This window comes from Acinetobacter sp. TYF_19 (assembly GCF_043105125.1).
Taxonomy (GTDB): Bacteria; Pseudomonadota; Gammaproteobacteria; order Pseudomonadales; family Moraxellaceae; genus Acinetobacter; species Acinetobacter johnsonii.
The window spans coordinates 1-23,568 of the sequence record NZ_JBICLH010000044.1; the positions used below are offsets into that span (position 1 = coordinate 1).

A 23,568-nucleotide genomic window follows, 5' to 3' on the forward strand; every position below is an offset into this window, starting at 1 on the left:
CTTAAATATAAGCCTTAAAAAATAAATAGTACTTTGGGAACAAAATGGAAGTACTAAATATTCATATTGTGCCACTGACAGAAATCGATCAGTCGATCTGGACTACATTATGGCAAGCTTATCAGGCATTTTATCAGGTTGATTTATTGCAGAAGATATCTAAAAACACGTGGCATAAGTTGACTGATTCTAAGCGTGAGCATATATATGGTTTTGCCGCACTTATGGCCGGTCGGGTTGTAGGGATTGTATATGTGATAGAGCATGATAGCTGTTGGACGTTAAAGCCTTACGTATACTTACAAGATCTATTTACACATGAGGACTATCGTGGGCTAGGTGTTGCAACAGCTTTAATCGAACACGTCAAAATGTATACCGAAAAGCGAGCATGTGATCGGGTCTATTGGCTCACCCATCAGGATAATTTAGTCTCACAGCAAATCTATAATAAAGTCGTGAAGAAGACTGGTTTCATTCAATATCGGGCGTAGCTAAGTTGCTACATTTAAAAACAATTATATCGTTCTAAAGTTGCAACATATCGTTTTATCTTTATAGATGTATTCGTTGTAGAACTCTATAGACTAAGCAGTATTCTAATGTGAGATAAAAACATGAACTTTAAAGCTTTAACAATCGGTTTGGCTGTTGCAACTGCGACTACATTTGCTATGGCAAAACCTGTGGCATATCAAATTGACCCTACACATACAGCAACAGTTTTCACATGGAGCCATTTTGGTTTTTCAACGCCATCTGCAAACTTCAGCGACATTCAGGGTGTGATTAATGTTGATAATGCAAAACCTGCAAACTCATCGGTGAATGTAACGATTCCTTTATCTAGCTTAAACACCAACGTAAAAGCTTTAGATGAACACTTACAAGCGGCTGATTTCTTTGATGCAGCAAAATACCCAACCATCACATTTAAAAGTACAAAAGTACAAGCTGTAGGCGCGAATAAGTACAAAATCACAGGTGATTTAACCATTAAAAATGTGACAAAGCCTGTCGTTTTAGATGCAGTGTTGAATAAACAAGGTGAGCACCCAATGACCAAAGCACAGTCAATTGGTTTCAACGCAACCACTTCATTTGACCGTTCTGCTTTTGGTGTAGGCGCATACGTGCCAAACGTGGGTGATAAAATCACTGTAAATATCACCACTGAAGCATCAGTTCCACAGCCTAAAGCTGCTGCGAAATAAGCGGTATCCACTAAAAAAGCACCTCATAGAGGTGCTTTTTTATGTCTGCTGTAAACTTAAAATTTAGAGCAATAGGCGCATGGAGCGGATTATGGCTGAATTATTAAACCAAGGCTTTTAAATATGCTGTCAAAACTTGTCCAGAAACATGTTCTAGTTGAGCTGCACAGCGTTGGTTGTCTGCACGTAATGCTGGAATGTTGATGTTCGCTTGACGAAGTTCAGCAGTATGCCCAATTAGCCATTTTTCTAAACCATCCGCTGCGACTTCAGGATGGAACTGTAAGCCTAGAATATTTTTGCCTACACGAAAAGCTTGGTTGGGATAAACATCTGAGCTGGCCAACGGTTCAGCTTGAGCAGGGAGTTCAAAGGTGTCTCCATGCCAATGTAGTACTTCAGTTCCTACCAGTGCTTGTAATGGGTTATGTTCAACGATATTGAGCTGTAACTGACTCCAGCCAATTTCTTTGCTATGACCTGCATATACTTTTGCACCGAGTGCATGTGCAATCAACTGTGCACCTAAGCAAATGCCTAAAGTGGGTAAATTCTTTTCTAAGCGAACTTTGAGTAAGTCTATTTCTTGTTGTAAGAAAGGGTAATCATCAGTTTCATATACCCCAATCGGGCCACCTAAAATGATGGTTAGACCTGTATAGTTCAACGCTTTAGCTAAGTCATCTTTGCCGGCTTCAAAATAGCGTACCCGATAACCCAATTGATATAACACATCTTCCCATGCACCTAAATCTTCAAAAGCAAGATGCTGAATCGCGTAAATGGTATCGGGTAGTGTCGTCATAGCAGGCTCGTTCACAGGGGGTAAAGGAGTGTAAAAATGTACAGGGAAATGCGCAGAAGTTGAAGGCAAAAAATCAGAAAATATGTAGAAAAAAACTATAAATCCAATCCAAGATTTTACTTGAGCTGTAGCATGTTTTTAATCATCCATTTGCTTGAGTTTAAAATTTCTCGTTGTAGATGTTCATCAGCCATGCTCCGCGCCATGACGATTGCGCCGACCAGTTGAGATAGAACCGCCCAAGCTTGTATTTCACTGCCTAGATGTTGTGTAAAGAGTGCGTGACCACGAAGCATTTCCTGTTGAAAACACAGTTTTGTTGTTTCACTACTACGTGCTACCTCGGCTGCAAGAGAAGGAATAACACAGCCTTGATCTGGACGTTGCACATGAGACAGCGCTAAATAACGTTCAATTTCGAAGTCAATCCACTCTTCGATATTGTCATGCGGATTGGCTTGCCATGCTTGAAAGCTGTGTTGTAACTCGGACTCGATCAGTGCTTCAAACAATTCATGTTTTGATGAAAAATGCGAATAAAAAGCACCGCTGGTCATTTGAGCCGCTTTCATAAAACCGTCGACACCTGTATTGGTAAAGCCTTGCTTCTTGGCCAGTTGAGCACTGATTTTAAGCAGCTCTTGACGTTTTTCTTCTTTATATCCTGTTTTATAGCGCATAGGAGTTTCATCAAAATAAAATTGACTGACGCTAAAAACTATAACATAGTGATCGTTATGATAACGATCGTTATTTTATGAAGGGAGTGTATTTATGGATGAATTACAGCCAGAACAGCAGTTGCAAAAGACTGCTTCTAAAAAGAAAGTCGCGTTAGTGATTGGCGCAGGAGATGCCACAGGGGGCGAAATCGCAAAACGTTTTGCACGTGGTGGATACATCGCCTGTATGACGCGAAGAAATGCCGAAAAACTCCAGCCCTTAATTGCAGAGATAGAAGCTGAAGGTGGCCTTGCATATGGCTTTGCGTCTGATGCACGTAAAGAAGAGCAAGTCATCACTTTGGTAGAGGAAATTGAAGCCAATATTGGTGAAATCGATGTTTTAGTGTTTAACATTGGGGCGAATGTGCCATGTAGTATTTTAGAAGAAACTGCACGCAAATATTTTAAAATTTGGGAAATGGCTTGCTTCGGTGCATTTTTGACAGGGCGTGAAGTGGCAAAGCGTATGGTCGTGCGTGAACACGGCAGCATTATTTTCACGGGTGCAACCGCAGGCATAAGAGGTGCAGCAAACTTTGCCGCTTTTGCCGGGGCGAAACATGCACTGCGTGCTTTAGCGCAAAGTATGGCACGTGAGCTTGGTCCGAAAAATATTCATGTGGCACACGTGGTGGTGGATGGGGCAATTGATACCGACTTTATTAAAGACACTTTTCCTGACATGTACGCGCGTAAAGAACAGGATGGCATATTAAATCCCGTGCATATTGCAGAAAATTATTGGCATTTGTCGCAGCAACCGCGCGATGCATGGACGCATGAGTTAGATTTAAGACCTTGGATGGAAACGTGGTAAAAGGATAAAGCATGAAAAGCGTAGAATTTTATTTTGATTTAGGCAGCCCATATAGTTATTTGGCCTACTATCGTTTACTGCAAATGGCAGAGCAGCAAGAGATTCAGATTGTGTATAAGCCTATTTTATTGGGCGGGGTGTTTAAAGCAACAGGTAATCGTAGTCCGATAGAGATTCCTGTCAAAGGGGTTTATTCAATATTAGATATGCGACGCTGGGCGGAGTATTACCATATCCCAATGCAAATGAATCCGCATTTCCCGATGAACACTTTAACCCTAATGCGCATTTTGACAGGCGTTCAATTGTTGCATCTAGAAAAGTTTGAGCAAGTTTTGAAACTGTTATTCGATGCGATGTTTGGTACACCGCAAAATCTGAATGAACCTACTGTCTTGGCAGAAGTGCTAAAACCAAGTGGTTTTTCTGTAGAAGATATTATGAGTATGGTTCAGGCGGATGTTGTGAAACAAAAACTGATCACTGAAACAGAACAAGCCATTCAACGTGGCATTTTCGGCGCACCGACATTCTTTGTGGGTGATAAAATGTATTGGGGCCAAGATCGCCTACATTTTGTAGAACAAGCGTTAAACAAAGCGAGCTAAAAAACCAAGTTAACAGAACACGCTATTTAAGATCAGCCGTAAAATCACGGCTGATCTGCTCCAAATTAAAATAAACGTTTAGGCGTATGTTCCGTGTCTAGACTGACCATTTCATGTTCATCTTTTAAGTCTACACCTGAGTAGCCGAGCGTCTTAGAGCTACGCATGAGAGACATTAGTCGTTGTATTGCAACAGGAATGCTTAGGCCTGCAGGTCGAACATTTGAAATACAGTTCCGTTTAGCATCCAAAGTGCCTGAGGCTGCTTTCCATGTATAGTAAATGCCCATACTATCAGGTGAGCTTAGACCGGGCCTTTCGCCAATCAGCATCACGAGCATAGTGACTTGTAGGCACTCTGCAACTGGATCACCCAAAGCGACTCGGCTTCCAGTAGCAATCACCATCGGTGCAATGCTCCAGTGCTCCGCTTGCAGATGTGAGATCAAATGCTGAATAAAAGGCACTGCATTTTCTTCAATTGCCCGTGCAGATAGTCCATCACCAATCACAATACAGACATCATAGTTTTGCGGGTTACTGGATTTAAAAACCTCTAAGCCATGTTGTGAAGCTGGACTTAACAGGCGACCTAAGTCAGGACGTTTTAAGTATTCTTGTTTGTTTTCAGCTTGACTGTGTACCGTTAGACTATCTAAACCTAGTGTATTAAAACTTGCAACTAAGTGTTCGACATCTAAAGCTTGATGTACCGCATCTTGCGCTTCCGCATGCGCCAGTTGAAATTTCAGCAGTTCATGGGTCGGAATACTACAGCCAGCGCGACCAATGGCGATACGAGCATCGGTAAATTGCTTTAAGTTTTCCCAAACATCCTGATGCTGTTCAGATTGATAGTTTTCTAGAGGAACAAGTGACATAAGTTGCTCCTTATATATGTAAAAGTTTTTCAAATTGTGGCGGGATATGTTCTGGCCAGAGAATGTGCTGCTGCTGTTGTTTAAAGATGCCTTGTTCCGCCAACCACAGATCAAACTCAGGTGCGGCTTTTAAGCCTAAAAGTTGCCTTAAATACAGCGCATCATGAAATGACGTGGTTTGATAGTTCAGCATGACGTCATCCGAACCCGGAATGCCCATAATAAAGTTCAAACCTGCTGCACCGAAAAGGGTGAGTAGTACATCCATGTCATTTTGGTCGGCATCGGCATGGTTGGTATAGCAAATGTCGCAGCCCATAGGTAAGCCTAGGAGCTTGCCACAAAAGTGGTCTTCCAAGCCTGCACGGATAATTTGTTTGCCATTGTATAAATACTCTGGGCCAATAAACCCAACCACAGTATTTACCAGTAGTGGGTTAAATTTACGAGCTACTGCATAGGCACGGACTTCTAAGGTTTGCTGATCTACGCCGTGATGCGCATTACTAGATAAAGCACTGCCTTGACCTGTTTCAAAATACATCACATTTTGTCCCACAGTCCCACGCTTGAGAGCCAGTGTCGCTTCATAGCCTTCACGTAATAATTCAAGGTTAATGCCGAAACCTTCATTGGCGCGCTGTGTGCCTGCAATCGATTGAAACATTAAATCAATCGGCACATTTTTCTCAGCTAGTTGAATTCCCGAACTGATATGCGTCAGTACACAAGACTGGGTTGGAATGTGATGCTCTTGGATCACATGATCGAGTAGTTTGAGCAGCTCCGATAAATTTTGTAGGTTATCGGTTGCAGGATTAATCCCAATGACGGCATCACCATTGCCATACATCAAGCCATCTAAAATACTGGCCGATATACCCAAGAGATCATCGGTCGGATGATTGGGTTGTAAACGGGTCGAGAGATGACCTTTTAAACCAATGGTGTTGCGAAATTGGGTGATGACTTCACATTTACTCGCAACCAAGATGAGGTCTTGATTGCGCATAATCTTACTCACCGCAGCAACCATTTCAGGGGTTAAACCGAGCGCAAGTTGTTGTAATTTCTGCGTAGTCGCATCTTCACTGAGTAGCCAGTTACGAAAGTCTCCTACGGTAAAATGTGAAATTGGTGCAAATAAATCACTACGGTGCTCATCGATAATCAGGCGGGTTATTTCATCCTGTTCATAGTCGATCAACACTTCAGTTAAAAACTGCTTCAATGAAACATCAGCCAGTGCCATTTGTGCGGCAACACGTTCAGTGGCATTTTCCGCTGCAACACCTGCAAGTTGATCACCTGAGCGCAGCGGGGTTGCTTTTGCCATTAAAGTTTTTAAATCATTAAACACATAGTGCTGATGTCCAATCAACGTTTTATAAGCCATGTCATAGGTCCTTCTATAAGTCTTGTTCGGCCTTACGAATACTTTCAAACTCTTCTTCAGGTGTACCTTGAACGAGTCGATGGCGACTATGGAAAATAAAGTAGGCAATAAAGACCGCATAAATAGCGGCAGCCATAAACCAAACTTTAGGATCCACCACAAAACCAGCTATCACCGCAATACTGGCTAAAACCAACGCAATTGATGAGGTGAGAATCCCACCTGGAGTTTTATAGGGACGATGTAATTCTGGACGGCTGATGCGCAGTTTAATGTGAGAAAGCATCATCAAGACATAAGAAATGGTCGCACCAAATACCGCCATCAGGATGAGCAGATCACCTTCACCTGTTAGGGACAGTAAAAAACCAATGATGCCGGGAATAATAATCGCTAAATAAGGCGCTTTGTTTTTATTGGTAAGTGATAACGAGGTCGGTAAATACCCCGCACGGGATAAGGCGAAAATTTGACGTGAATAGGCATAGATGATGGAGAAGAAACTCGCAATTAAACCCGCCAGACCGACAAAGTTAACAAAACTGCCTAACCAGCTGTTCTGACCATAGACGGCTACTAGTGCATCAACTAAGGGTGCGCCTGACTCTTTAAGTTGTTCTGCGCCAGCAGCACCAGCACCTAAGAACAGAATAAGTAGAGCAAAAGCGGCCAAAATCAGCATCGAACCGATCAAACCACGTGGTAATGATTTAGATGGATCTTTAGCTTCTTCTGCTGCCAGTGGAACACCTTCTACCGCTAAAAAGAACCAAATGGCATAGGGCACCGCCGCCCAAATGCCGATATAACCCATCGGGAGGAAGCTACTTGCACCGATATTTTCAGTCGGTGCAATGTTAAATAAGTTGGCGCTGTTAAAATGTGGTGCCATTGCGATGATAAAGACAAAAAGAGCGACGGCCGCAATGGCGGTAATGACAAACATGATCTTGAGGGCTTCACCTGCACCTTTAAGATGAATACCCATAAAAACCAGATAGCAGATGAGATAAATGATCCATCCACCGACACCAAATAAGGACTCGCAGTAGGCACCAATAAAGCATGCGATGGCTGCAGGGGCGATGGCATATTCAATTAAAATCGCCGTGCCAGTGAGATAGCCGCCAAATGGACCAAATGCGGTACGCGCAAAGCTATAGCCACCTCCTGCAGTGGGCAGCATGGTGGCCATTTCAGACATAGACAGGCACATGCATAAGTACATGATGGCTACAACAACCGTTGCGATAAACATACCACCCCAGCCACCTTGAGCAAGACCGAAGTTCCAGCCTGCAAAGTCGCCTGAAATGACATAAGCCACGCCTAAACCGACTAATAATAGCCAGCCTACAGCACCTTGTTTCAGTTGCCTTTTTTCAAAATAGTCGTCAGATGTACTTACTGTTGAAGTAGAGAGCGGAGTCGTTGAGCTGTTAATGGGAGAATCTGTCATGTGAAGCTCCATATCTTGAGTTTTATAGATGGCTTGATGGATGCAATATTTATGCAATTTCAGTACCAAGCGACTAGACGTCCTGTCTAATATTTATATGACACAGTTTTGAATTATTGTTTTGATGTTTGATGTTTGATGTTTGATGTTTGATGGAGAAATGTTTAGGGTAACGAATCACCCTAAACACATAGAGAACTGTATACGAATAAGCTAAGTGCTTAGAAGAAGCCCATAGGCTTGGTTGCATAGCTCACAAGTAAGTTTTTAGTTTGTTGATAATGTTCTAACATCATCTTGTGGTTTTCACGACCAATCCCTGACTTTTTATAGCCACCGAAAGCGGCATGTGCAGGGTAGATGTGGTAACAGTTGGTCCAAACGCGACCCGATTGAATTGCACGACCTGCGCGGTAAGAGGTATGTGCTGAACGTGACCATACACCAGCGCCTAAACCATAAATAGTGTCGTTGGCAATTTTAATTGCATCGTCAAAGTCTTTGAATGTTGCCACTGAAAGTACAGGCCCAAAAATTTCTTCTTGGAAAATTTTCATGTCATTGGTGCCTTTGAAAATGGTTGGTTCAATATAGAAACCAGAACCCACTTCATTACGCTCACTACCACCTGTTAGTACTTGTGCACCTTCACCGCGACCTGTTGCGATACAACCCAAGATTTTCTCTTGTTGTTCAAGTGAAGCTTGCGCACCAATCATCGTTTCTGTATCGAGCGGATGACCCGTTTTAATGCGTTTTACACGTTCAACTGCCATTTCAAGGAATTTATCTGCAATGCTTTCTTGAACTAAAGCGCGCGATGGGCACGTACAGATTTCACCTTGGTTAAGCGCAAACATAGCAAAGCCTTCGAGTGCTTTGTCTAGGTAGTCGTCATCTTGCGCCATAACATCTTCAAAGAAAATATTTGGAGATTTACCACCAAGCTCCAAAGTCACTGGAATGATGTTTTCAGTGGCGTATTGCATGATCAATTGACCGACCTGAGTCGAACCTGTGAATGCAATTTTGGCAATACGTGGATTGGTTGCCAATGGGCGACCAACTTCTACGCCGTAACCATTGACTACGTTTAGTACGCCTGCAGGCAATAAATCTTGAATGAGTTCAATTAAAACCAAAATGCTCGCAGGGGTTTGTTCTGCAGGTTTAAGTACAATACAGTTACCCGCAGCCAAAGCAGGAGCAATTTTCCATGTTGCCATCAAAATTGGGAAGTTCCATGGAATGATTTGTCCTACCACGCCTAATGGTTCGTGGAAGTGATAGGCAATTGTATCTTCATCAATTTCAGAAATGCCGCCTTCTTGCGCACGGATACAACCTGCGAAATAGCGGAAATGGTCAATGGCTAAAGGAATGTCCGCTGCAAGTGTTTCACGAATCGGTTTGCCATTATCCCATGTTTCAGCCACAGCTAATTTTTCTAAATTTTGTTCTAGACGATCTGCAATTTTAAGGAGTAAATTTGAACGTGTAGTAGGAGAAGATTTGTTCCATTGTTCTTTGGCTTTATGCGCAGCATCCAGTGCAAGCTCGATGTCTTCTACAGATGAGCGAGGGACTTTTGTAAAAACTTTACCGTCGACAGGAGAGATATTTTCAAAGTATTCACCTTTTACTGGAGCAACCCACTCGCCACCAATAAAGTTGTCATACTGTGCTTTAAATTCTACTTTAGAACCAGATTGGTTAGGGTCTACATAGCGCATATTGAAGTTCCTTTGCTTATTGATTTTTTAAAAGCATCTACAGCTTTGGTATAAGGTACATCTGTACAATATTTAAGTAGCATAACTAATATAAGGTTGGAAAAAGGTTGGAAGGAAGGAGGTTTACAAGCCTTTGACAAATATTTACAACCAAGTAATACAGTGGATGTATATCAGGAATTGTTTTGAGAATAAGGAATGATGGCAATGCAACATTTAATACAGAAAAGACAAGAAATAGAAAAGCTTAGGACTAGCAGCAGCATTTCGACGTTACAAGCTGAACAATTGGGAAAAAGTATTGCAAGTTCATGGCAGCGCTCTAACTCCGCAGAAATTCCAAAAGATCGCTTTGCTGCGCCCATTTCTGAAGGTTCTATGTCACAAGGTTCAGCGCTGCAACATGCTTTGAGTTACTGCGCAGATGAACTGAGACACATTGCACAGCAGTCTTCGATGGTGGTCGCTGTAGGCGATATTGGTAGTACCATTATTTGGAGTGCGTCCAGTAGACAAATGCGTAATGCGGCAGAAAGTGTACATTTTGTTGAAGGCGGGCAATGGCGAGAGGAATTGGTGGGGACCAATGCATTAGCCTTGTCCTTAAAAACGCAACAGTCCAGTTGTGTTTTTTCAAATGAGCACTACATGAGCTCCATCCATGATTGGGTCTGTTATGCTGCACCAATCATCGACCCTTGCTCAAAACACGTCCTAGGGGTAATTGATTTATCCACCACATGGAAAAATCATAATAGCCTTGGTCTACTCGCAGCAGAGCGCTGTGCATCCATCATTCAAACGGCACTGTTGGAATACCAGCGTCAACAGTTGTATATCCGTGCTTTTGGTGTTCCACAAGTACATTTCAATGGCAAAGTGATGGTCCTCACACCGCGACAAATTGAAATTTTGACCATCTTGGCGTTGTGCCCACAGGGTATGACTTTAGATACTTTGCATCAGGCCTTATATGGTGAGCGCAAGGTGAGTGTGGGAACACTTAAGGCCGAAATGTCACAACTGCGTGACTTGCTTGGTGGAATGTTGGGATCTCGTCCCTATCGAATTTTGGCGCATATTGAAGCTGATTTTTTACAAGCTGAGCAGGCCTTAGATGCGGCCTATATTGAGACCGCATTAAAACTTTGTTCAGGGGTTTTACTGCCTAAAACAGAAAGTCCATTTCTATGTGCATGGCGTGACTGCTTAGAGTCACGTTTAAGCACTGCGATTTTTAAAGCCAATGAAACCGATATGCTGTTTAAACATGTCGCACGTTACCCAGAGGCGATTGATGCCGTTGAGCGACTCATTGAGCTGACACCGGATGGACACCCCGCGCATCAGCTGCTTGAGAAATATAAAATTTAAAGATTATGAATTGTGTTGGAAAGGTGTAGTTACACTATTTTTTGCTCGAGCCACTGGAACAGCTCAGCATAGACTTCGGCACGAACTTCAGGTGCGGAGAGGACTAAGTCGTGTAAACCATTTTGAATGGTCACGATAGTGACGTCACCTTGTAAATTTTTGGCCTGCTTTTCAATGTCTTTAACATCTAAAATCACATCACTGGTTTGTGCGGCTGCGCCCCATTTCTTTGGGTTGAGCGTTTGATGTGAATGCATAATGAGTGCAGGAACAGAGAGCTTTAAACCACCGCGATGAATTTCTTTCTGTGCTTGATGGATTGCACGTACAAAACTGATCCGAACCATAGAATAGCTTGGTTGTTTCCACTCCAAATCAAAGTTCCATTCTCCATACTCGTTTTGATGTAGGCTCGGCACATACCATTTATTCAGTTCACTTGGAAACTTGAGGTCAGGAAAATGCTTTGCGAGTCGACTGAGCTGCGGCACGCCAAGTTTGCGCTTAATGGGATGCATATTAAAATCATAAAAAGGGCTATTGGCCCAAAGTGCTTTGATCAGTGGGTGCTTAGGATTGTGCGCAGCGTATAAAGTCGTGATTAAGCCACCCGTAGAGTGTCCTGCAAGTAGCACCGCAGTATGGCCTTCATTGCCAATGATCTCTAACGCTTGGGTAATCTCAGCATCATATTCGTTGAGATCACGGACGTTGTAATATTTTTGATGGCTCAAGTGAGAACGACCATATTTTCTCAAATCGAGCGCATAAAAATCATAACCATGCTGATTAAATTGTTCAGCCATTTCGGTTTGGAAAAAGTAGTCAATAAAGCCGTGGATATACAACACCGCTTTTTGAGTATTTTGCGAGGCTTTTTTGCGCACGACGGTTGCACATACAGCACCTTCATAATCGTCTGGAAAACTGAGTTTTAATTGTTCATAGCCTTCGCCGAGGACATCAGGTTGATAAGCAGGATGAGTCTGAGTTGCTGACATAATTTGCTCTGGTTGTTATTGTCATGAGTTTTCTTATCCTTGATGAAGTGCAAAACTTTGTCAACCACAAATAAAAAAAGACAATTTAAGTGCACAGGTAAGCAAGGATTAGGCTTACCTGAATGAAACAGCATGGACGTCTGTTTCATTCCACTTAAATTGTCAAAGCAAACAAAAAGTTAAAGAGAGAACTTAGACCGCTGCTTTAAAATCGACCACTGAAGCACTAGATTTGAGTGCCGCTTTGAAGATGTCGACCACTTGAGCATGGTTCGCTTTACGTGGGTTCGTCAGCATGCAGGCATCTTTTTGCGCATTTTCAGACATAACACCCAAATCTTGCTCTTTCACACCCAGTTCAGACAAGCTCGATGGAATACCAATCGATGCAGATAGTTCACGAATTGCGTCAATTGCAGCATATCCAGCTTCTGTCACAGTTAAGCCTGTGGTGTTAACTCCCATCAGTTCAGCAATTCTTGCATAACGGTCAGGGCAGGCAATTAAGTTGAACTCACAGACGTGTGGAAGTAGGACTGCATTACATACGCCGTGAGGTAGGTTATAGAAGCCACCGAGTTGATGTGCCATTGCATGGACATAACCTAGAGATGCATTATTAAATGCCATACCTGCTAAATATTGTGCGTAACTCATGGCATCACGTGCTTCTAAGTTTTCGCCGTTCGCAACTGCTGGACTTAACCATTCGCTAATCATCGAAATGGCTTTTTCAGCACAGGCATCAGTGATTGGATTTGCGGCTGTTGAAACATAAGCTTCTACTGCATGGGTTAAAGCATCCATACCTGTTGCTGCTGTTAAGCTTGCAGGTTTTGCAATCATCAGTTTAGGGTCATCAATTGCAATCAGTGGAGTGCAGCGCCAGTCTACAATTGCCATTTTTACGTGCGTATCTGTATTGGTAATAATACAGAAGCGTGTCATTTCTGACGCTGTACCTGCCGTGGTGTTGATGGCAATAAGAGGAGTCATTGGAACGGTACTTTTATCGATCCCTTCGTAGTCACGAATATGACCACCACCCGCAGTCACGAGTCCAATACCTTTAGCGCAGTCATGCGAAGAACCACCACCTAAGGACACAATAAAGTCACAACCTTGTTCGTTATACGCAGTCACGCCGTTGTGGACATTGATGTCAGTTGGGTTCGGTTCTGCACCTGGGAAGATGTGGCTATCAACACCTGCATCTTTGAGATATCCTGCAATGGTGTCGGCTACGCCAAATTTAAATAAACCTGCGTCAGTCACAATTAGTGCTTTCTTTGCGCCGAGATTTTGTGCTTTGCCACCAATTTCTTTGGCACAGCCTGGACCAAAAAGTGAAACACAAGGGATATAAAAACCGTTCGTTTGATCTGCAATATTTTTAAAAGCCATGGTGCGATTCCTTCTACCATTATTTATGTTGTTATCGGTGCTCATTACCGTTTTTAGAGTATTGAATGATTCCAAAAACTTGTGTACCTACCAAATACCTACCATGAGTAAGGGAATGAGGAAAAATGGCTTCAATGAACAAAATGGCTATCGATAAAAGGCATAGCCTGTGGTTCGGGATTTGTTTATATTGGTTTTGAAGTTGTGGTGAAAATAGCCAAATTCAAAGAGGAAAAGTCGTGGAGCACAATGATAAGCTTAAGCAATATCAAAATCTTGCTATACAGTTAAGACAAGTTGTTCCGAGTATTCAGCAGCTTTATCACGATCAGTCAGCATTTCTCTCTACACTCAATGTGCAAAACGTTTTAAGTGTCGACGTAAAACAACAACAGATTCAAATTTTAAATCATTGTTTTCATATTCAGTTTTATGCACCAGCCGAACAGGCGGAGCTGTGTGTTCCACAGTTTATCTATCAAGGGCACTATGCAGAAGCACTCGAAGAGTTTTGTTTACACGACATTGTATTTTTAGTGGGTGATCAATCTCCACAACATTCTTTATATTTGCGCAATAAAGTTAAACAGTTGCGTCAACTGATTCTTCAACAGGTGTTTGTTTTGTTCGATGGGCCGAGTCGTGTGCAAACGATTTTGAGTGAAATACAGCAAACGCAATCAGAACTCTTTCAACAGCTGTGCCAGCAAGTTGAATTCAATACAGATGATTCAACCTCTGAGCGAAGTTTGCTGGCCGAGTTGCAGCGCTTATGCAACTTAGATGCAGATCAGGCGGAAGAGATTTTACCCTTACAGTCTTTGATGAATAGTTATGATGAGCTGTGTTGCAGTGCCAATCAATTCTTAGAACCACATGTTTATCGCATTGTACAAACGGCATTTCCTGAACGGTTTTCTTTACAAGAGTTGATGGATCATACGCACGACATTCACTTGTTATATCCGCATGCTAAAGAGCAGTCCCATATGCTCGGCTTTGTGCGGCTTATGCATCGGGATCTTTGGACATCGCGTGATTTGTTGGCAAAGCGCCATTTTTTAAAAGCTGAAACTAAGACATGGCAAAAAAAGGTCGCCAAACTCCCGATTTTTGATGAAAGCCGTACGGTAAATTGGTTATTCAAACAAAGAGCTGTGGTGACAGACTGGGTTAGTCAAAATATTCAGCACAGTAGTATACGCGTTGCCGTAACGGCTTTAAGTTATCTCGATACGCAGTCTTATCATCCTGAAATTATTGTCACGACTTTAAAGTACTTCCAACATGTTGCGGCTCGCTTATTTATACAAAGTTGCTATGAGTATGCCTTACAACAGCACTGGTTTGAGCTGGAGGCCAACAAGCATGTGGTCTTAAAAAATAGACGCCAAGATATGGATGATCAGCGGATAGCGATCAGCCCGTCTATTTTGTATTTAGATGAATGGCTCGAACTGCTGCGCCGTGTGGTCGAACAACAGCCCGAATGGGGGAAACGGGTCTACACAAAATTGAGTCGCGTAATGCAGGCCTATATTCAGCATCTAGATAAAATTGCGCAGGAACTTCCTGAAGACTTAGTGACTTATTTTAGCGAAGATAAGCAACAACACCGTGATTTTTATCTTCAGTTAAAGCAACATAAATTGCATATTGAAAGCTTTCGACAGTTGTTTTATTTAAATCGGCCTCCTTTACGAGTTTCGGTGTTTGATGCCTATGTGCGCGATTATTTGCCTGAACATTTTGAGACGCAAAAGGAGGTTTTAAAAAATGTCACATGGAAGAGCCTATTTTATCAGGCTGTGCAGTGGCATGATCAATTGCATAGCCAAGAGCTACTTGCGGAACTGAAACGAAAGCTTGGTTATGTCTCATGGCAACCAATTAGTCATGAAGCTTATTATTTTATTGAGAGTTGGGTGCTTGAGGAGCTCAAAGATATTGATCGCATCATTGCTGAATCACGTCGCTTTCAACATTGTTTAGCAGCCAGTTTTGCTGAGCGAATTATCGTTCGTGAATATGCTGCATTTCATATGAGTCATACCGACGCACAGCGGCACTTGACGCTCGGTTGTCATTATATTGCAGGGCAGCTGTTATTTGATCAGCTTGAATATCCAAATAACCAAAAAGCGCTACCTGATGATGTTGTCGTCGCTGAACAATTTATTGCCATGCTGAATCAAACCCAATAACCAAGCTCTTAAAAATTAAACAACAATGGACCTAATTTGTCGCACATCATTTACTGTATGACGAGATCTGCTTAACTTTTTAGCAAAAACTCGGTAGGCTATAGCCGTTCATCAATGGTATAGGTCTTATGAAGCAAGAAACTGCACTCAAACTCTTAAAAGCGGGCGAAAATGTCTTTTTAACCGGTTCCGCTGGTGCAGGAAAAACCTATACGCTGAACCAATACATTAACTATTTAAAAGCCCGTAAAGTGCCTGTGGCGATTACTGCTTCCACAGGTATTGCCGCGACGCATATGAATGGGATGACCATTCATACTTGGGCTGGCATTGGAATTAAAGATGCGTTGGGGGAAGATGAACTCAAACGCATGAAAGAACGTAAATACTTAAAAGAGCATTTAGAAAATGCCCAAGTCTTAATCATTGATGAAATTTCGATGCTACATGCCAAGCAACTCAATTTGGTCAATAAAGTCCTTAAGTTCTTTAAGGAAAGTGAAGAGCCATTTGGCGGGATTCAAGTGATTGTTGCGGGTGACTTCTTCCAGTTACCGCCAGTTGGTAAAAATGAAGAGCGCAACCGCGATAAATTCTGTTTTATGTCTGATGCTTGGGTCGAAGCCAAGTTTCGTGTGTGCTATTTGACCGAGCAGCACCGTCAGGGCAATGATTATCTCAATGATATTTTAAATGCTATTCGCAGTCAGAGTATTAAATCTGAGCACTTACAGGCTTTACAAGCCACACGTCAGCAAGATATTGGGGAAATCTTTACACGTTTATATACGCATAATATGGACGTGGACACTATCAACTTCAAACATCTGAATGAAATTGAAAATGAAGGTCGACAGTTTGAGGCAGTGTGTGATGGCAATGACAAGCTTATTGAAACCTTAAAGTCTTCTGTGCGCGCACCTGAAAACCTAACCCTCAAGAAAAATGCCAAAGTGATGTTTGTAAAGAACAACTTTGATGTGGGCTATATCAACGGTAGCTTAGGCGAAGTGGTGGGCTTTGAAGAAGATGATGACTTTGGAATCTTGCCGAAAGTGAAATTGACTGATGGTACGGTATTGGTGGTTGAGCCTGAAACCTGGTCAGTGGACAATGATGCAGGCAAAACCATTGCCAGTTTTCAGCAAATTCCATTGCGTTTGGCATGGGCCATCACCATCCATAAGTCACAAGGGATGACTTTAGCGGCAGCGGAAATTAATCTTAGTCATACTTTTGAAAAAGGACAGGGCTATGTGGCTTTGTCGCGCTTAAAGAGTTTGGAAGGTTTAAGGTTGTTAGGTTTTAATGAACAAGCGTTGGAGTTAGACAGTCTTGCCATTAAAGCAGACCGCCGCTTCCAAGAACTGTCCGATGAAGCCGAGACTCACTTTGAGGCCATTGATCTTGAGCCACAACACAAGGCATTTATTCGTCACTGCGGTGGAACGCTCAATGAAATTGAGATTGAGCGTAATGAAAAGAAAATTGCCCGTAATGCAGGTAAAGCCAACTATGCTTCTGCAACACTCGATGAAACACGTGAATTGTTTGAAGGTGGTTATGAAATTGCAGATATCGCACAAGAGCGCGGTTTAACGGCAGCAACCATTATCAACCATTTGGCAAAGTTGCATAAAGAGCAGGGCTTAGATATTTCCGTGGCACATCCTGGAGAAGAAGTAGTTGAGCAAGTGCGGAAAATTTATAAACGCTTAATGAAGCGTCAGCAAACAGAACACTTTAGCGAAGATGGTGTGATCAAGCTTCGCCCTATTGTGGAACTGACTAATCCACGTATGGGCTATGACCAAGTTCGTCTGGCGTTGTTATATATTGAATAACATCTTAAAACTAGGGCATTTCACGCAGAAATTTCTTACTTACTTTGCCTGGAACTTCAGTTAAACTGAATTTTAAGGGATAAGAATAACTTAGAATCGTCATGAAATTGACAGCTTGGTACACGCTACGCAAATTTGTTTATAACAATTTGCATAATGAAGATTATGAGACGCCCTTAAGTCGAGGGTTGAACTATTTTCTCATTGCACTGATTATGAGTAATGCAGCTGCGGTTTTGCTGGAGTCTGTACAAAAGTACTATGTGTCGTACCAAGACTTTTTCTATTATTTTGAAATCTTTTCTATTATCGTTTTTAGCGTCGAATATCTCTTACGTTTTTGGTCAATTGCTGAATCTAATAGTTTTGAGTCGGATTGGAAAAACCGTCTAAATTGGGTCAAAAGTGGTGGGGCGATTATCGACCTCTTGGCTATTCTACCTGCCTATTTAAACTTTTTTGTTCAGTTCGACTTACGATTCTTAAGAATTGTTCGTCTGCTCCGACTTCTAAAGCTAACCCGCTATTTTGTCTCTCTACAAATTTTATTACGTGTCATTGAGCGTGAAAAAGGTTCATTTCAAGCAGTTATTTTCATCTTAATGATTCTGATCATTATGGCGGCTGCAGGGGTGTATTTGATTGAAAGTCAGGCACAACCTGAAGTTTTCAGCTCTATTCCAGCTTCAATGTGGTGGGCCGTGGTTACACTGACGACCGTGGGTTATGGCGATGTGACACCTATTACGCCGCTAGGACGCTTTCTTGGTGCGATTATTACCATCTTAGGTGTAGGTTTAGCGGCATTGCCTGCGGGTATTTTGGCGAATGGTTTAGCCAATGAACTTGAGCAGCGTAAAGAAAAACTTGAACTTAGATTTCGAGAATTAATCCAAAATAGCGATATTGATTTTGTTTTAGAAACAGAAAAAATTGAAGAAGTTCGTAAAGAAGTTGGGCTGACCAAAGAGCAAACACACGATATTATTTTACAGCTCATTCGTGAACAAAAAGAAGAATCTTTAAGGCAAGAGCGTGAGCAATATGCCTATTGTCCACACTGTGGTAAAAAATTACCTGAATGATTATGCCAGTCAGTTAAGGTGTTTCGTATTTAACTTCTGAATGCGGATGACGTTATCGCGTATCGAATAAAACCTAGAGTTTAAAAAAATGCCAGTAAGATTCTTAACGGCCTGATATTAATCTGAATGATGGATTGTAAAAGCGTGCATAACAATACGATTGAATCTTTATGCACGCTTATTGTTTTTAGATAAAAGTCATTTATAAGGGGTTAACAAGTCTGATTTGCATCATTTTTACATGCGGATATCGACTTTTTCTCATGCTGAAAAGCCAACAATAAAATAATCAGCCCACCTAAACTTAGTAAAACTCCGACCCAGATTGGAGCTAGCCAACCTAAACCTTGGCTAATTAACCAGCCGCCCAGAAAAGCACCAAAAGCATTGGCAATATTAAATGCAGAATGATTCAGCGAAGCGGCTAAGCCTTGTGCATTACCAGCGACATCCATTAAGCGGGTTTGTAGTAAAGGCCCCAAGCCTGCAATACTGAAGCTGACCAAGAAGAGTGCAATGAAAGCAGTGGCAAGGTGATCCATAGACAGGGCACAAAGTACATAAGAGCAGGCATTGGAAACTAAGACCCAAATAATCGCCTTGTTTAAGTTTTTATCGGCAAAGTGTCCTGCGACAACACCACCAATGACCAACCCGAGGCCAATACACGCCAGCGCAAACGGAATGACTTGAATGCTAGCATGCGTGTATTCAGTCAAAATAGGCGATACATAACTATATACAGAGAATAGTCCACCAAATCCAATTGCACCGACAGCAAGCGTGATCCACATTTGTGTATTTTTAAGTCCACGTAGTTCATTTTGAATGCTGGCTGTGTGATCCAGCTGCATTTTAGGTAAGCCAAAACAAATTGCGACCACGGTCAAAAATGCGATAGATGCAGAAAATTCAAAACCTGCACGCCAACCATACAGCTGGCCCAGCCATGTCGCAAAAGGCACACCAATCACGGTCGCGACATTCAGCCCCATCATGAGCATTGCAACAGCCGAAGCGCGCTTTTGCTTTCCTGCAAACTCTGCAACCACCAAAGCGGCAATACCAAAGTAAGCGCCGTGAGGGAAACCTGCAATAAAACGTGAGACCAACATGGACTCATAGCTGTTTGCGAGTGCTGTACTGGCATTGGCGATACCATAAAATAGCATGAGTCCAATTAAGAGCATTTTACGCGGAACCTTTGCGGCCAAAATGGCAATCACAGGTGCGCCAATAGTCACGCCTAAAGCGTAAGCACTAATAAAATGCCCTGTGACAGGAATACTGAGATTGAAACTTTGTGAGATCTCTTGGATGAGTCCCATCGCAACGAATTCAGTGGTACCAATACAAAAACCACCGAGTGCCAATGCTAAAATAATGACAGATAAGTGGCTTGTTGGAGAGATGCTATTTTCTTGAGAGGACATAAATAGAGGAGAAAATGAAAAGTATTATACGTTCTTTATCACATGAAAATTTGGTTGTTCAAAAAAGTTATAAGTGAACTAAGCAAGCGTAATATTCATACGAACCTTGAAGATTCTACACGATGAATATTTATTCATAGCGCTATATTGAGTGGACATTCTATAAAAGAAGTCAAATTTAAAGGCAGCAAATACAGATCAATCCAACCTAGCTTGAGAATTTGGATTTGTTTTTGTATTCGCTAGGCTAGGGCTGTCCTGTACCAATGATTAGGGTAAGTAAACCAGCCGCAATGAGTGGGCCGACTGGAACGCCACGTAGTAAAGCCACTCCTGCAACGGTTCCGACCAGCAAGCCTGCAACAACATCGGGTTGGTTTGACATCAGTTTTACGCCGCGCCCACCTAGCCATGCTACCAAAACGCCAATAGCGATAGCAAGTAACGATTTGATACTTAAAAAAGATTTAAAAATACTTTCACCGCTAATTCTACCACTTGCAATAGGCATTAAAACTGCAATGGTTAAAATGATGATCCCGATATTCAATCCATGTTGTTGGATGAGTGGGAAGTATTCACTCAGTGGTGTCATCCGCAAAATAATGAGTACTGCCGCAGCAATGGTTACTGCAGAATTGTGACTAAAAATACCGCAAGCCAGTAGGATCAGGAGGACGATCAGGTTCAAATCTAAGTTCGGCATAGAGGGAGACTGGTCAAAAAAACATGTGCATTGTAACGTTTTTTTAGCCACTCTGCCGAATGAGCTGAGTCCTTTGATTGATGTTCCTGTATTTAAGTATAAAATGAGCCTTTATTTAAAAATGTGGTGTGCTGATGCTGTTGGAAAAAATGTTGCAGTCGCAAGGATTTGGTTCGCGAAAGCATTGCCAACAGTTGATTAAAAATGCAGTCATTGAAATTGATGGGCAAATCATTACTGACCCTAAACATAAACTCAAATTGGATGCTCTGCACTACAAGGTACATGGCGAGAGCTTTGAATACCGTAAAAAAGTCTATATCGCCTTAAACAAACCTGAAGGCTATGAATGTTCACATCAGGCGACACATCATTTTAGTGTTTTTGATTTGTTTGACGATGTGCTCTTGAATCGTGGTATTCAGTGTGTAGGTCGTCTAGATCAAGACACCACAGGTTTATTGTTACTCACCGATGATGGTCAGTTTTTACAAGCGCTGACACACCCTAAAAAACATGTGGCAAAGGTGTATCGCATGCAAACGGCCGACCCTGTTACAGATGGACAAGTTCAACAGTTGGAGCAAGGGGTGGAGCTGCGAAATGAAAAAGGAAGTTTTGCTGCAACGGATGTAAAACGCTTAGCTGAATGTAAATTGCAAATGACTGTGCATCAGGGGGTATATCATCAAGTGAAACGTATGCTTGCGGCAGTGGGAAATAAAGTTGAGAGTTTGCACCGTCAGCAAATTGGGGCACTCGACTTAACGGGTATACCAGATTTAGGCGAGGGGCGTTGGATCTATTTAAATGCCGAACAAGTGGCTTTAGCCAAGACACACAATGATCTTGAGAGTAAAGGTATTCTTTAGACACTGAATACTATAGAAAGCAATGATAGGTCTTAAACTCATTATCCGCTACAAATCCCATGGCTTCATATAAGCTGTGGGATTGATAATTATTCTTTTGAGTTTCAAGCGTAATACGAATGGCTTTTTCGTGTCGCGCAAACAAAATCGCGGTATCAATCAATTGTTTTGCTGAGCCATGGCGACGATGCGGTGGAGAAACATAAACATCATCTAAAATATAATAAGTTGCACAGGCCACAGAAGAAAAACCTAAATACAGCAGAACAAAACCTGTAATCACATCGTCTTTGACATGAATGAAGATGACGCTTTGTTCGTTTTCAAGGCGAAGTTTAAGGAACTTTTGGGAAAGTGCTAAGTTGGAAGATGCACCATAAAATTGGCGATATTCATCAAATAATACAGCAAGTTTTTCTAAGTCTTCTAAAGTGGCACGTCTAACGATCATGTATTACTCCATGCTGTATTTATAATGTTTACATGAAGCATACCTAAGTTTTGAAAAGGATATTTCTAAAATTTGTTTAGAAATGCAACACTGTTAAGTTTTGTCACTTTCTCCCAAAATTGCCGCTAATTCCTCAAAAAGATCAATATGTTCATCGTCTGCAAATAAATCATTGGTTGCAGTTGAGTCTGCACTGGTGATGTGTTCAACCGCTTTTTGTTCTTGCTTGAGTTTACGTAGTTTAATCAGTTGTTCAAGATTGATGTTCTGGTTTTCAATTGAAAAAGGGATGGATTTGGTTAAAACCACTTGTTTGAAGAACAAACGAACGGCTTGCGCAGGCGTAATTCCCAGTTGTTTAAACACCGCAAAAGCTTGTTTCTTTTCTTGGGAATCGAGTCGAATTTGATAGACTTCTGTTTTTCTCATGATTTTTTAAATAATTTGAACGACTTAAGGGTAGAAGTTATTTTAATAAATTCCATTGTAATTTCAATATTCATACAATGGAATTTTAAATTATTTTGTAATGACAAGCAGATTACAATGTCAATTCAGAATTGGAGCTAAACTGCATAAGCTGTTGAGTTACTGGATCTTTAAATGAAAGATGCTTAGCTAATAGCTGTAAAGGCTGACTAAAATCATCGTCGGCTTTATGTACAACTTTAGGATAGAACGGATCATTTTTAATCGGAAGACCTAAGAAGTTGAGGTGTACACGGAGTTGATGTTGCTTCCCTGTCTCGGGTTTAAGCTCATATTTTGCCCATGTTTCATCATGTTCTAAAAGCAAGATCTCAGTTTCACTGTTCGGTGCTTCGTCTAGGACTTGCATGGTGTAGAACGGTTCACCTTTTTGCATATGTAGTTTTACTATGCGTGGAAATTTGAGTTCGCGGTTAAAAGGTGCAATGGCATGATAGGTTTTTTGAACCTGTCGCTCTGCAAACATTTGCTGATACAGACCTCGACTGTGAATACATTTGGAAAACATCACTAAGCCAGCGGTTTCACGGTCAAGGCGGTGGATGGGCGTTAAATGCTCAATACCTGTTTGTTTTTTCAGGCGCACCAATAGGGTTTGTTGAACATATTGCCCCGTTGGACTGATGGTCAAAAAGTGCGGCTTATCCACCACTAAGAAATGATCATTTTCAAATAAAATCTCATGCTGAGATGGCACTTCAATTTCGTGCGCTAAAAAGCGGTAATAAAACACATGCTGATTTTCAAGATATGCCGAATCTGTATGGAGTACATTACCTACAGCGTCATAGACCAAGCCATCATGAAAGCGTTGCTGCCACTCAGTTGCTTCAATATGCGGAAATTGGTCAGATAAGTAAGCCAATACGGTGTGTGGTGCGGGCGTCATTTTAGGCAGGAAAACTTTACTTGCACTGACGCCATTGAGCATAGGAGGACAAAATTCAGCAGGTTTTATGTTGAGCATGATGTACAGGCAATATCTAATCGGTTGGCGCAGTTAAATACAAGATTTCAAGCTTGTGGCTTGGGCATTTTGTGAGTCCAGTGCTATCATAATTGTTCTT

22 protein-coding genes are annotated in these 23,568 nt (G+C 41.8%); 9 read left to right on the forward strand and 13 right to left on the reverse strand.

Annotated features, from left to right (window positions below; genetic code table 11):
• Positions 1 to 44 precede the first annotated feature (44 nt).
• Complete coding sequence (locus tag ACF8FD_RS05020) at positions 45 to 494, forward strand: GNAT family N-acetyltransferase (RefSeq protein ID WP_205666768.1); 450 nt, start codon at positions 45 to 47, stop codon at positions 492 to 494.
• 123 nt (positions 495 to 617) lie between these two features.
• On the forward strand, positions 618 to 1,214 hold the full coding sequence (locus ACF8FD_RS05025; protein ID WP_004696771.1) for a YceI family protein: 597 nt from the start codon (positions 618 to 620) through the stop codon (positions 1,212 to 1,214).
• 103 nt (positions 1,215 to 1,317) lie between these two features.
• On the opposite strand, the gene ACF8FD_RS05030 is transcribed toward ACF8FD_RS05025, so the two are convergent.
• Both ACF8FD_RS05030 and ACF8FD_RS05035 read right to left on the reverse strand, forming a co-directional pair.
• Positions 1,318 to 2,019 carry a glutamine amidotransferase gene (locus ACF8FD_RS05030; RefSeq protein WP_205666767.1) on the reverse strand — a complete coding sequence of 234 codons (702 nt, stop codon included), beginning with the start codon at positions 2,017 to 2,019 and terminating at the stop codon, positions 1,318 to 1,320.
• Positions 2,020 to 2,135: 116 nt separating this feature from the next.
• Entirely contained in the window at positions 2,136 to 2,699 is a 564-nt protein-coding gene (locus ACF8FD_RS05035) for a TetR/AcrR family transcriptional regulator (RefSeq protein ID WP_087013419.1), read from the reverse strand.
• Positions 2,700 to 2,793: 94 nt separating this feature from the next.
• Here ACF8FD_RS05035 and ACF8FD_RS05040 point away from each other — a divergent pair, with 94 nt between their 5' ends.
• The gene (locus tag ACF8FD_RS05040) at positions 2,794 to 3,561 is read left to right on the forward strand and encodes an SDR family oxidoreductase (protein ID WP_125281357.1); all 768 of its coding nucleotides are present in this window, start codon (positions 2,794 to 2,796) and stop codon (positions 3,559 to 3,561) included.
• An 11-nt stretch (positions 3,562 to 3,572) separates the two neighbouring features.
• Positions 3,573 to 4,169, forward strand: a complete 597-nt coding sequence (locus tag ACF8FD_RS05045) for a 2-hydroxychromene-2-carboxylate isomerase (protein WP_234305043.1) — start codon at positions 3,573 to 3,575, stop codon at positions 4,167 to 4,169.
• Between the two features lie 65 nt (positions 4,170 to 4,234).
• On the opposite strand, the gene eutC is transcribed toward ACF8FD_RS05045, so the two are convergent.
• The 4 genes from eutC to ACF8FD_RS05065 all read right to left on the reverse strand — a co-directional run bounded on the left by eutC (position 4,235) and on the right by ACF8FD_RS05065 (position 9,638).
• Entirely contained in the window at positions 4,235 to 5,050 is an 816-nt protein-coding gene (gene eutC / locus ACF8FD_RS05050; protein WP_234305042.1) for an ethanolamine ammonia-lyase subunit EutC, read from the reverse strand.
• A gap of 10 nt (positions 5,051 to 5,060) precedes the next feature.
• The gene (locus ACF8FD_RS05055; protein WP_234305041.1) at positions 5,061 to 6,446 is read right to left on the reverse strand and encodes an ethanolamine ammonia-lyase subunit EutB; all 1,386 of its coding nucleotides are present in this window, start codon (positions 6,444 to 6,446) and stop codon (positions 5,061 to 5,063) included.
• Positions 6,447 to 6,459: 13 nt separating this feature from the next.
• Positions 6,460 to 7,905 (reverse strand): ethanolamine permease, encoded by a 1,446-nt coding sequence (gene eat / locus ACF8FD_RS05060; protein ID WP_205666763.1) that lies wholly within the window; start codon positions 7,903 to 7,905, stop codon positions 6,460 to 6,462.
• 221 nt (positions 7,906 to 8,126) lie between these two features.
• Positions 8,127 to 9,638, reverse strand: coding sequence for an aldehyde dehydrogenase family protein (locus ACF8FD_RS05065; RefSeq protein ID WP_078388662.1), 1,512 nt, complete (start codon positions 9,636 to 9,638; stop codon positions 8,127 to 8,129).
• Positions 9,639 to 9,836: 198 nt separating this feature from the next.
• Between ACF8FD_RS05065 and ACF8FD_RS05070 the strand changes: the two genes are divergently transcribed.
• A complete protein-coding gene (locus tag ACF8FD_RS05070; RefSeq protein ID WP_279679087.1) occupies positions 9,837 to 11,012 on the forward strand; it encodes a transcriptional regulator in 1,176 nt (391 codons plus the stop codon).
• Positions 11,013 to 11,041: 29 nt separating this feature from the next.
• Here ACF8FD_RS05070 and ACF8FD_RS05075 read toward each other — a convergent pair whose 3' ends face one another.
• Positions 11,042 to 12,013, reverse strand: coding sequence for an alpha/beta hydrolase (locus ACF8FD_RS05075; protein WP_279679086.1), 972 nt, complete (start codon positions 12,011 to 12,013; stop codon positions 11,042 to 11,044).
• A gap of 192 nt (positions 12,014 to 12,205) precedes the next feature.
• Entirely contained in the window at positions 12,206 to 13,417 is a 1,212-nt protein-coding gene (locus ACF8FD_RS05080) for an iron-containing alcohol dehydrogenase (RefSeq protein WP_062032875.1), read from the reverse strand.
• A 239-nt stretch (positions 13,418 to 13,656) separates the two neighbouring features.
• Between ACF8FD_RS05080 and ACF8FD_RS05085 the strand changes: the two genes are divergently transcribed.
• The 3 genes from ACF8FD_RS05085 (at position 13,657) to ACF8FD_RS05095 (ending at position 18,550) form a co-directional block, all read left to right on the forward strand.
• Entirely contained in the window at positions 13,657 to 15,621 is a 1,965-nt protein-coding gene (locus tag ACF8FD_RS05085; RefSeq protein WP_279679085.1) for a hypothetical protein, read from the forward strand.
• A gap of 128 nt (positions 15,622 to 15,749) precedes the next feature.
• Positions 15,750 to 17,465 (forward strand): AAA family ATPase, encoded by a 1,716-nt coding sequence (locus tag ACF8FD_RS05090; protein ID WP_234305038.1) that lies wholly within the window; start codon positions 15,750 to 15,752, stop codon positions 17,463 to 17,465.
• Between the two features lie 101 nt (positions 17,466 to 17,566).
• Entirely contained in the window at positions 17,567 to 18,550 is a 984-nt protein-coding gene (locus ACF8FD_RS05095) for an ion transporter (protein ID WP_242760454.1), read from the forward strand.
• Positions 18,551 to 18,762: 212 nt separating this feature from the next.
• Here ACF8FD_RS05095 and ACF8FD_RS05100 read toward each other — a convergent pair whose 3' ends face one another.
• Together ACF8FD_RS05100 and ACF8FD_RS05105 are read right to left on the reverse strand one after the other, a co-directional pair.
• Positions 18,763 to 19,983, reverse strand: coding sequence for an MFS transporter (locus tag ACF8FD_RS05100; RefSeq protein WP_078388666.1), 1,221 nt, complete (start codon positions 19,981 to 19,983; stop codon positions 18,763 to 18,765).
• 247 nt (positions 19,984 to 20,230) lie between these two features.
• Positions 20,231 to 20,689: a DUF441 domain-containing protein gene (locus tag ACF8FD_RS05105; protein WP_279679084.1), complete on the reverse strand. Its 459-nt coding sequence runs from the start codon at positions 20,687 to 20,689 to the stop codon at positions 20,231 to 20,233.
• Between the two features lie 134 nt (positions 20,690 to 20,823).
• Between ACF8FD_RS05105 and ACF8FD_RS05110 the strand changes: the two genes are divergently transcribed.
• Entirely contained in the window at positions 20,824 to 21,561 is a 738-nt protein-coding gene (locus ACF8FD_RS05110; RefSeq protein ID WP_392453261.1) for a pseudouridine synthase, read from the forward strand.
• 10 nt (positions 21,562 to 21,571) lie between these two features.
• On the opposite strand, the gene ACF8FD_RS05115 is transcribed toward ACF8FD_RS05110, so the two are convergent.
• From ACF8FD_RS05115 to ACF8FD_RS05125, 3 genes are all read right to left on the reverse strand, one after another.
• The gene (locus ACF8FD_RS05115; RefSeq protein WP_004696801.1) at positions 21,572 to 22,012 is read right to left on the reverse strand and encodes a GNAT family N-acetyltransferase; all 441 of its coding nucleotides are present in this window, start codon (positions 22,010 to 22,012) and stop codon (positions 21,572 to 21,574) included.
• A gap of 93 nt (positions 22,013 to 22,105) precedes the next feature.
• Positions 22,106 to 22,441, reverse strand: coding sequence for a type II toxin-antitoxin system RelB/DinJ family antitoxin (locus ACF8FD_RS05120; RefSeq protein ID WP_004696803.1), 336 nt, complete (start codon positions 22,439 to 22,441; stop codon positions 22,106 to 22,108).
• 112 nt (positions 22,442 to 22,553) lie between these two features.
• Positions 22,554 to 23,468, reverse strand: coding sequence for a pseudouridine synthase (locus ACF8FD_RS05125; protein ID WP_234305034.1), 915 nt, complete (start codon positions 23,466 to 23,468; stop codon positions 22,554 to 22,556).
• Between the last annotated feature and the right edge of the window lie 100 nt (positions 23,469 to 23,568).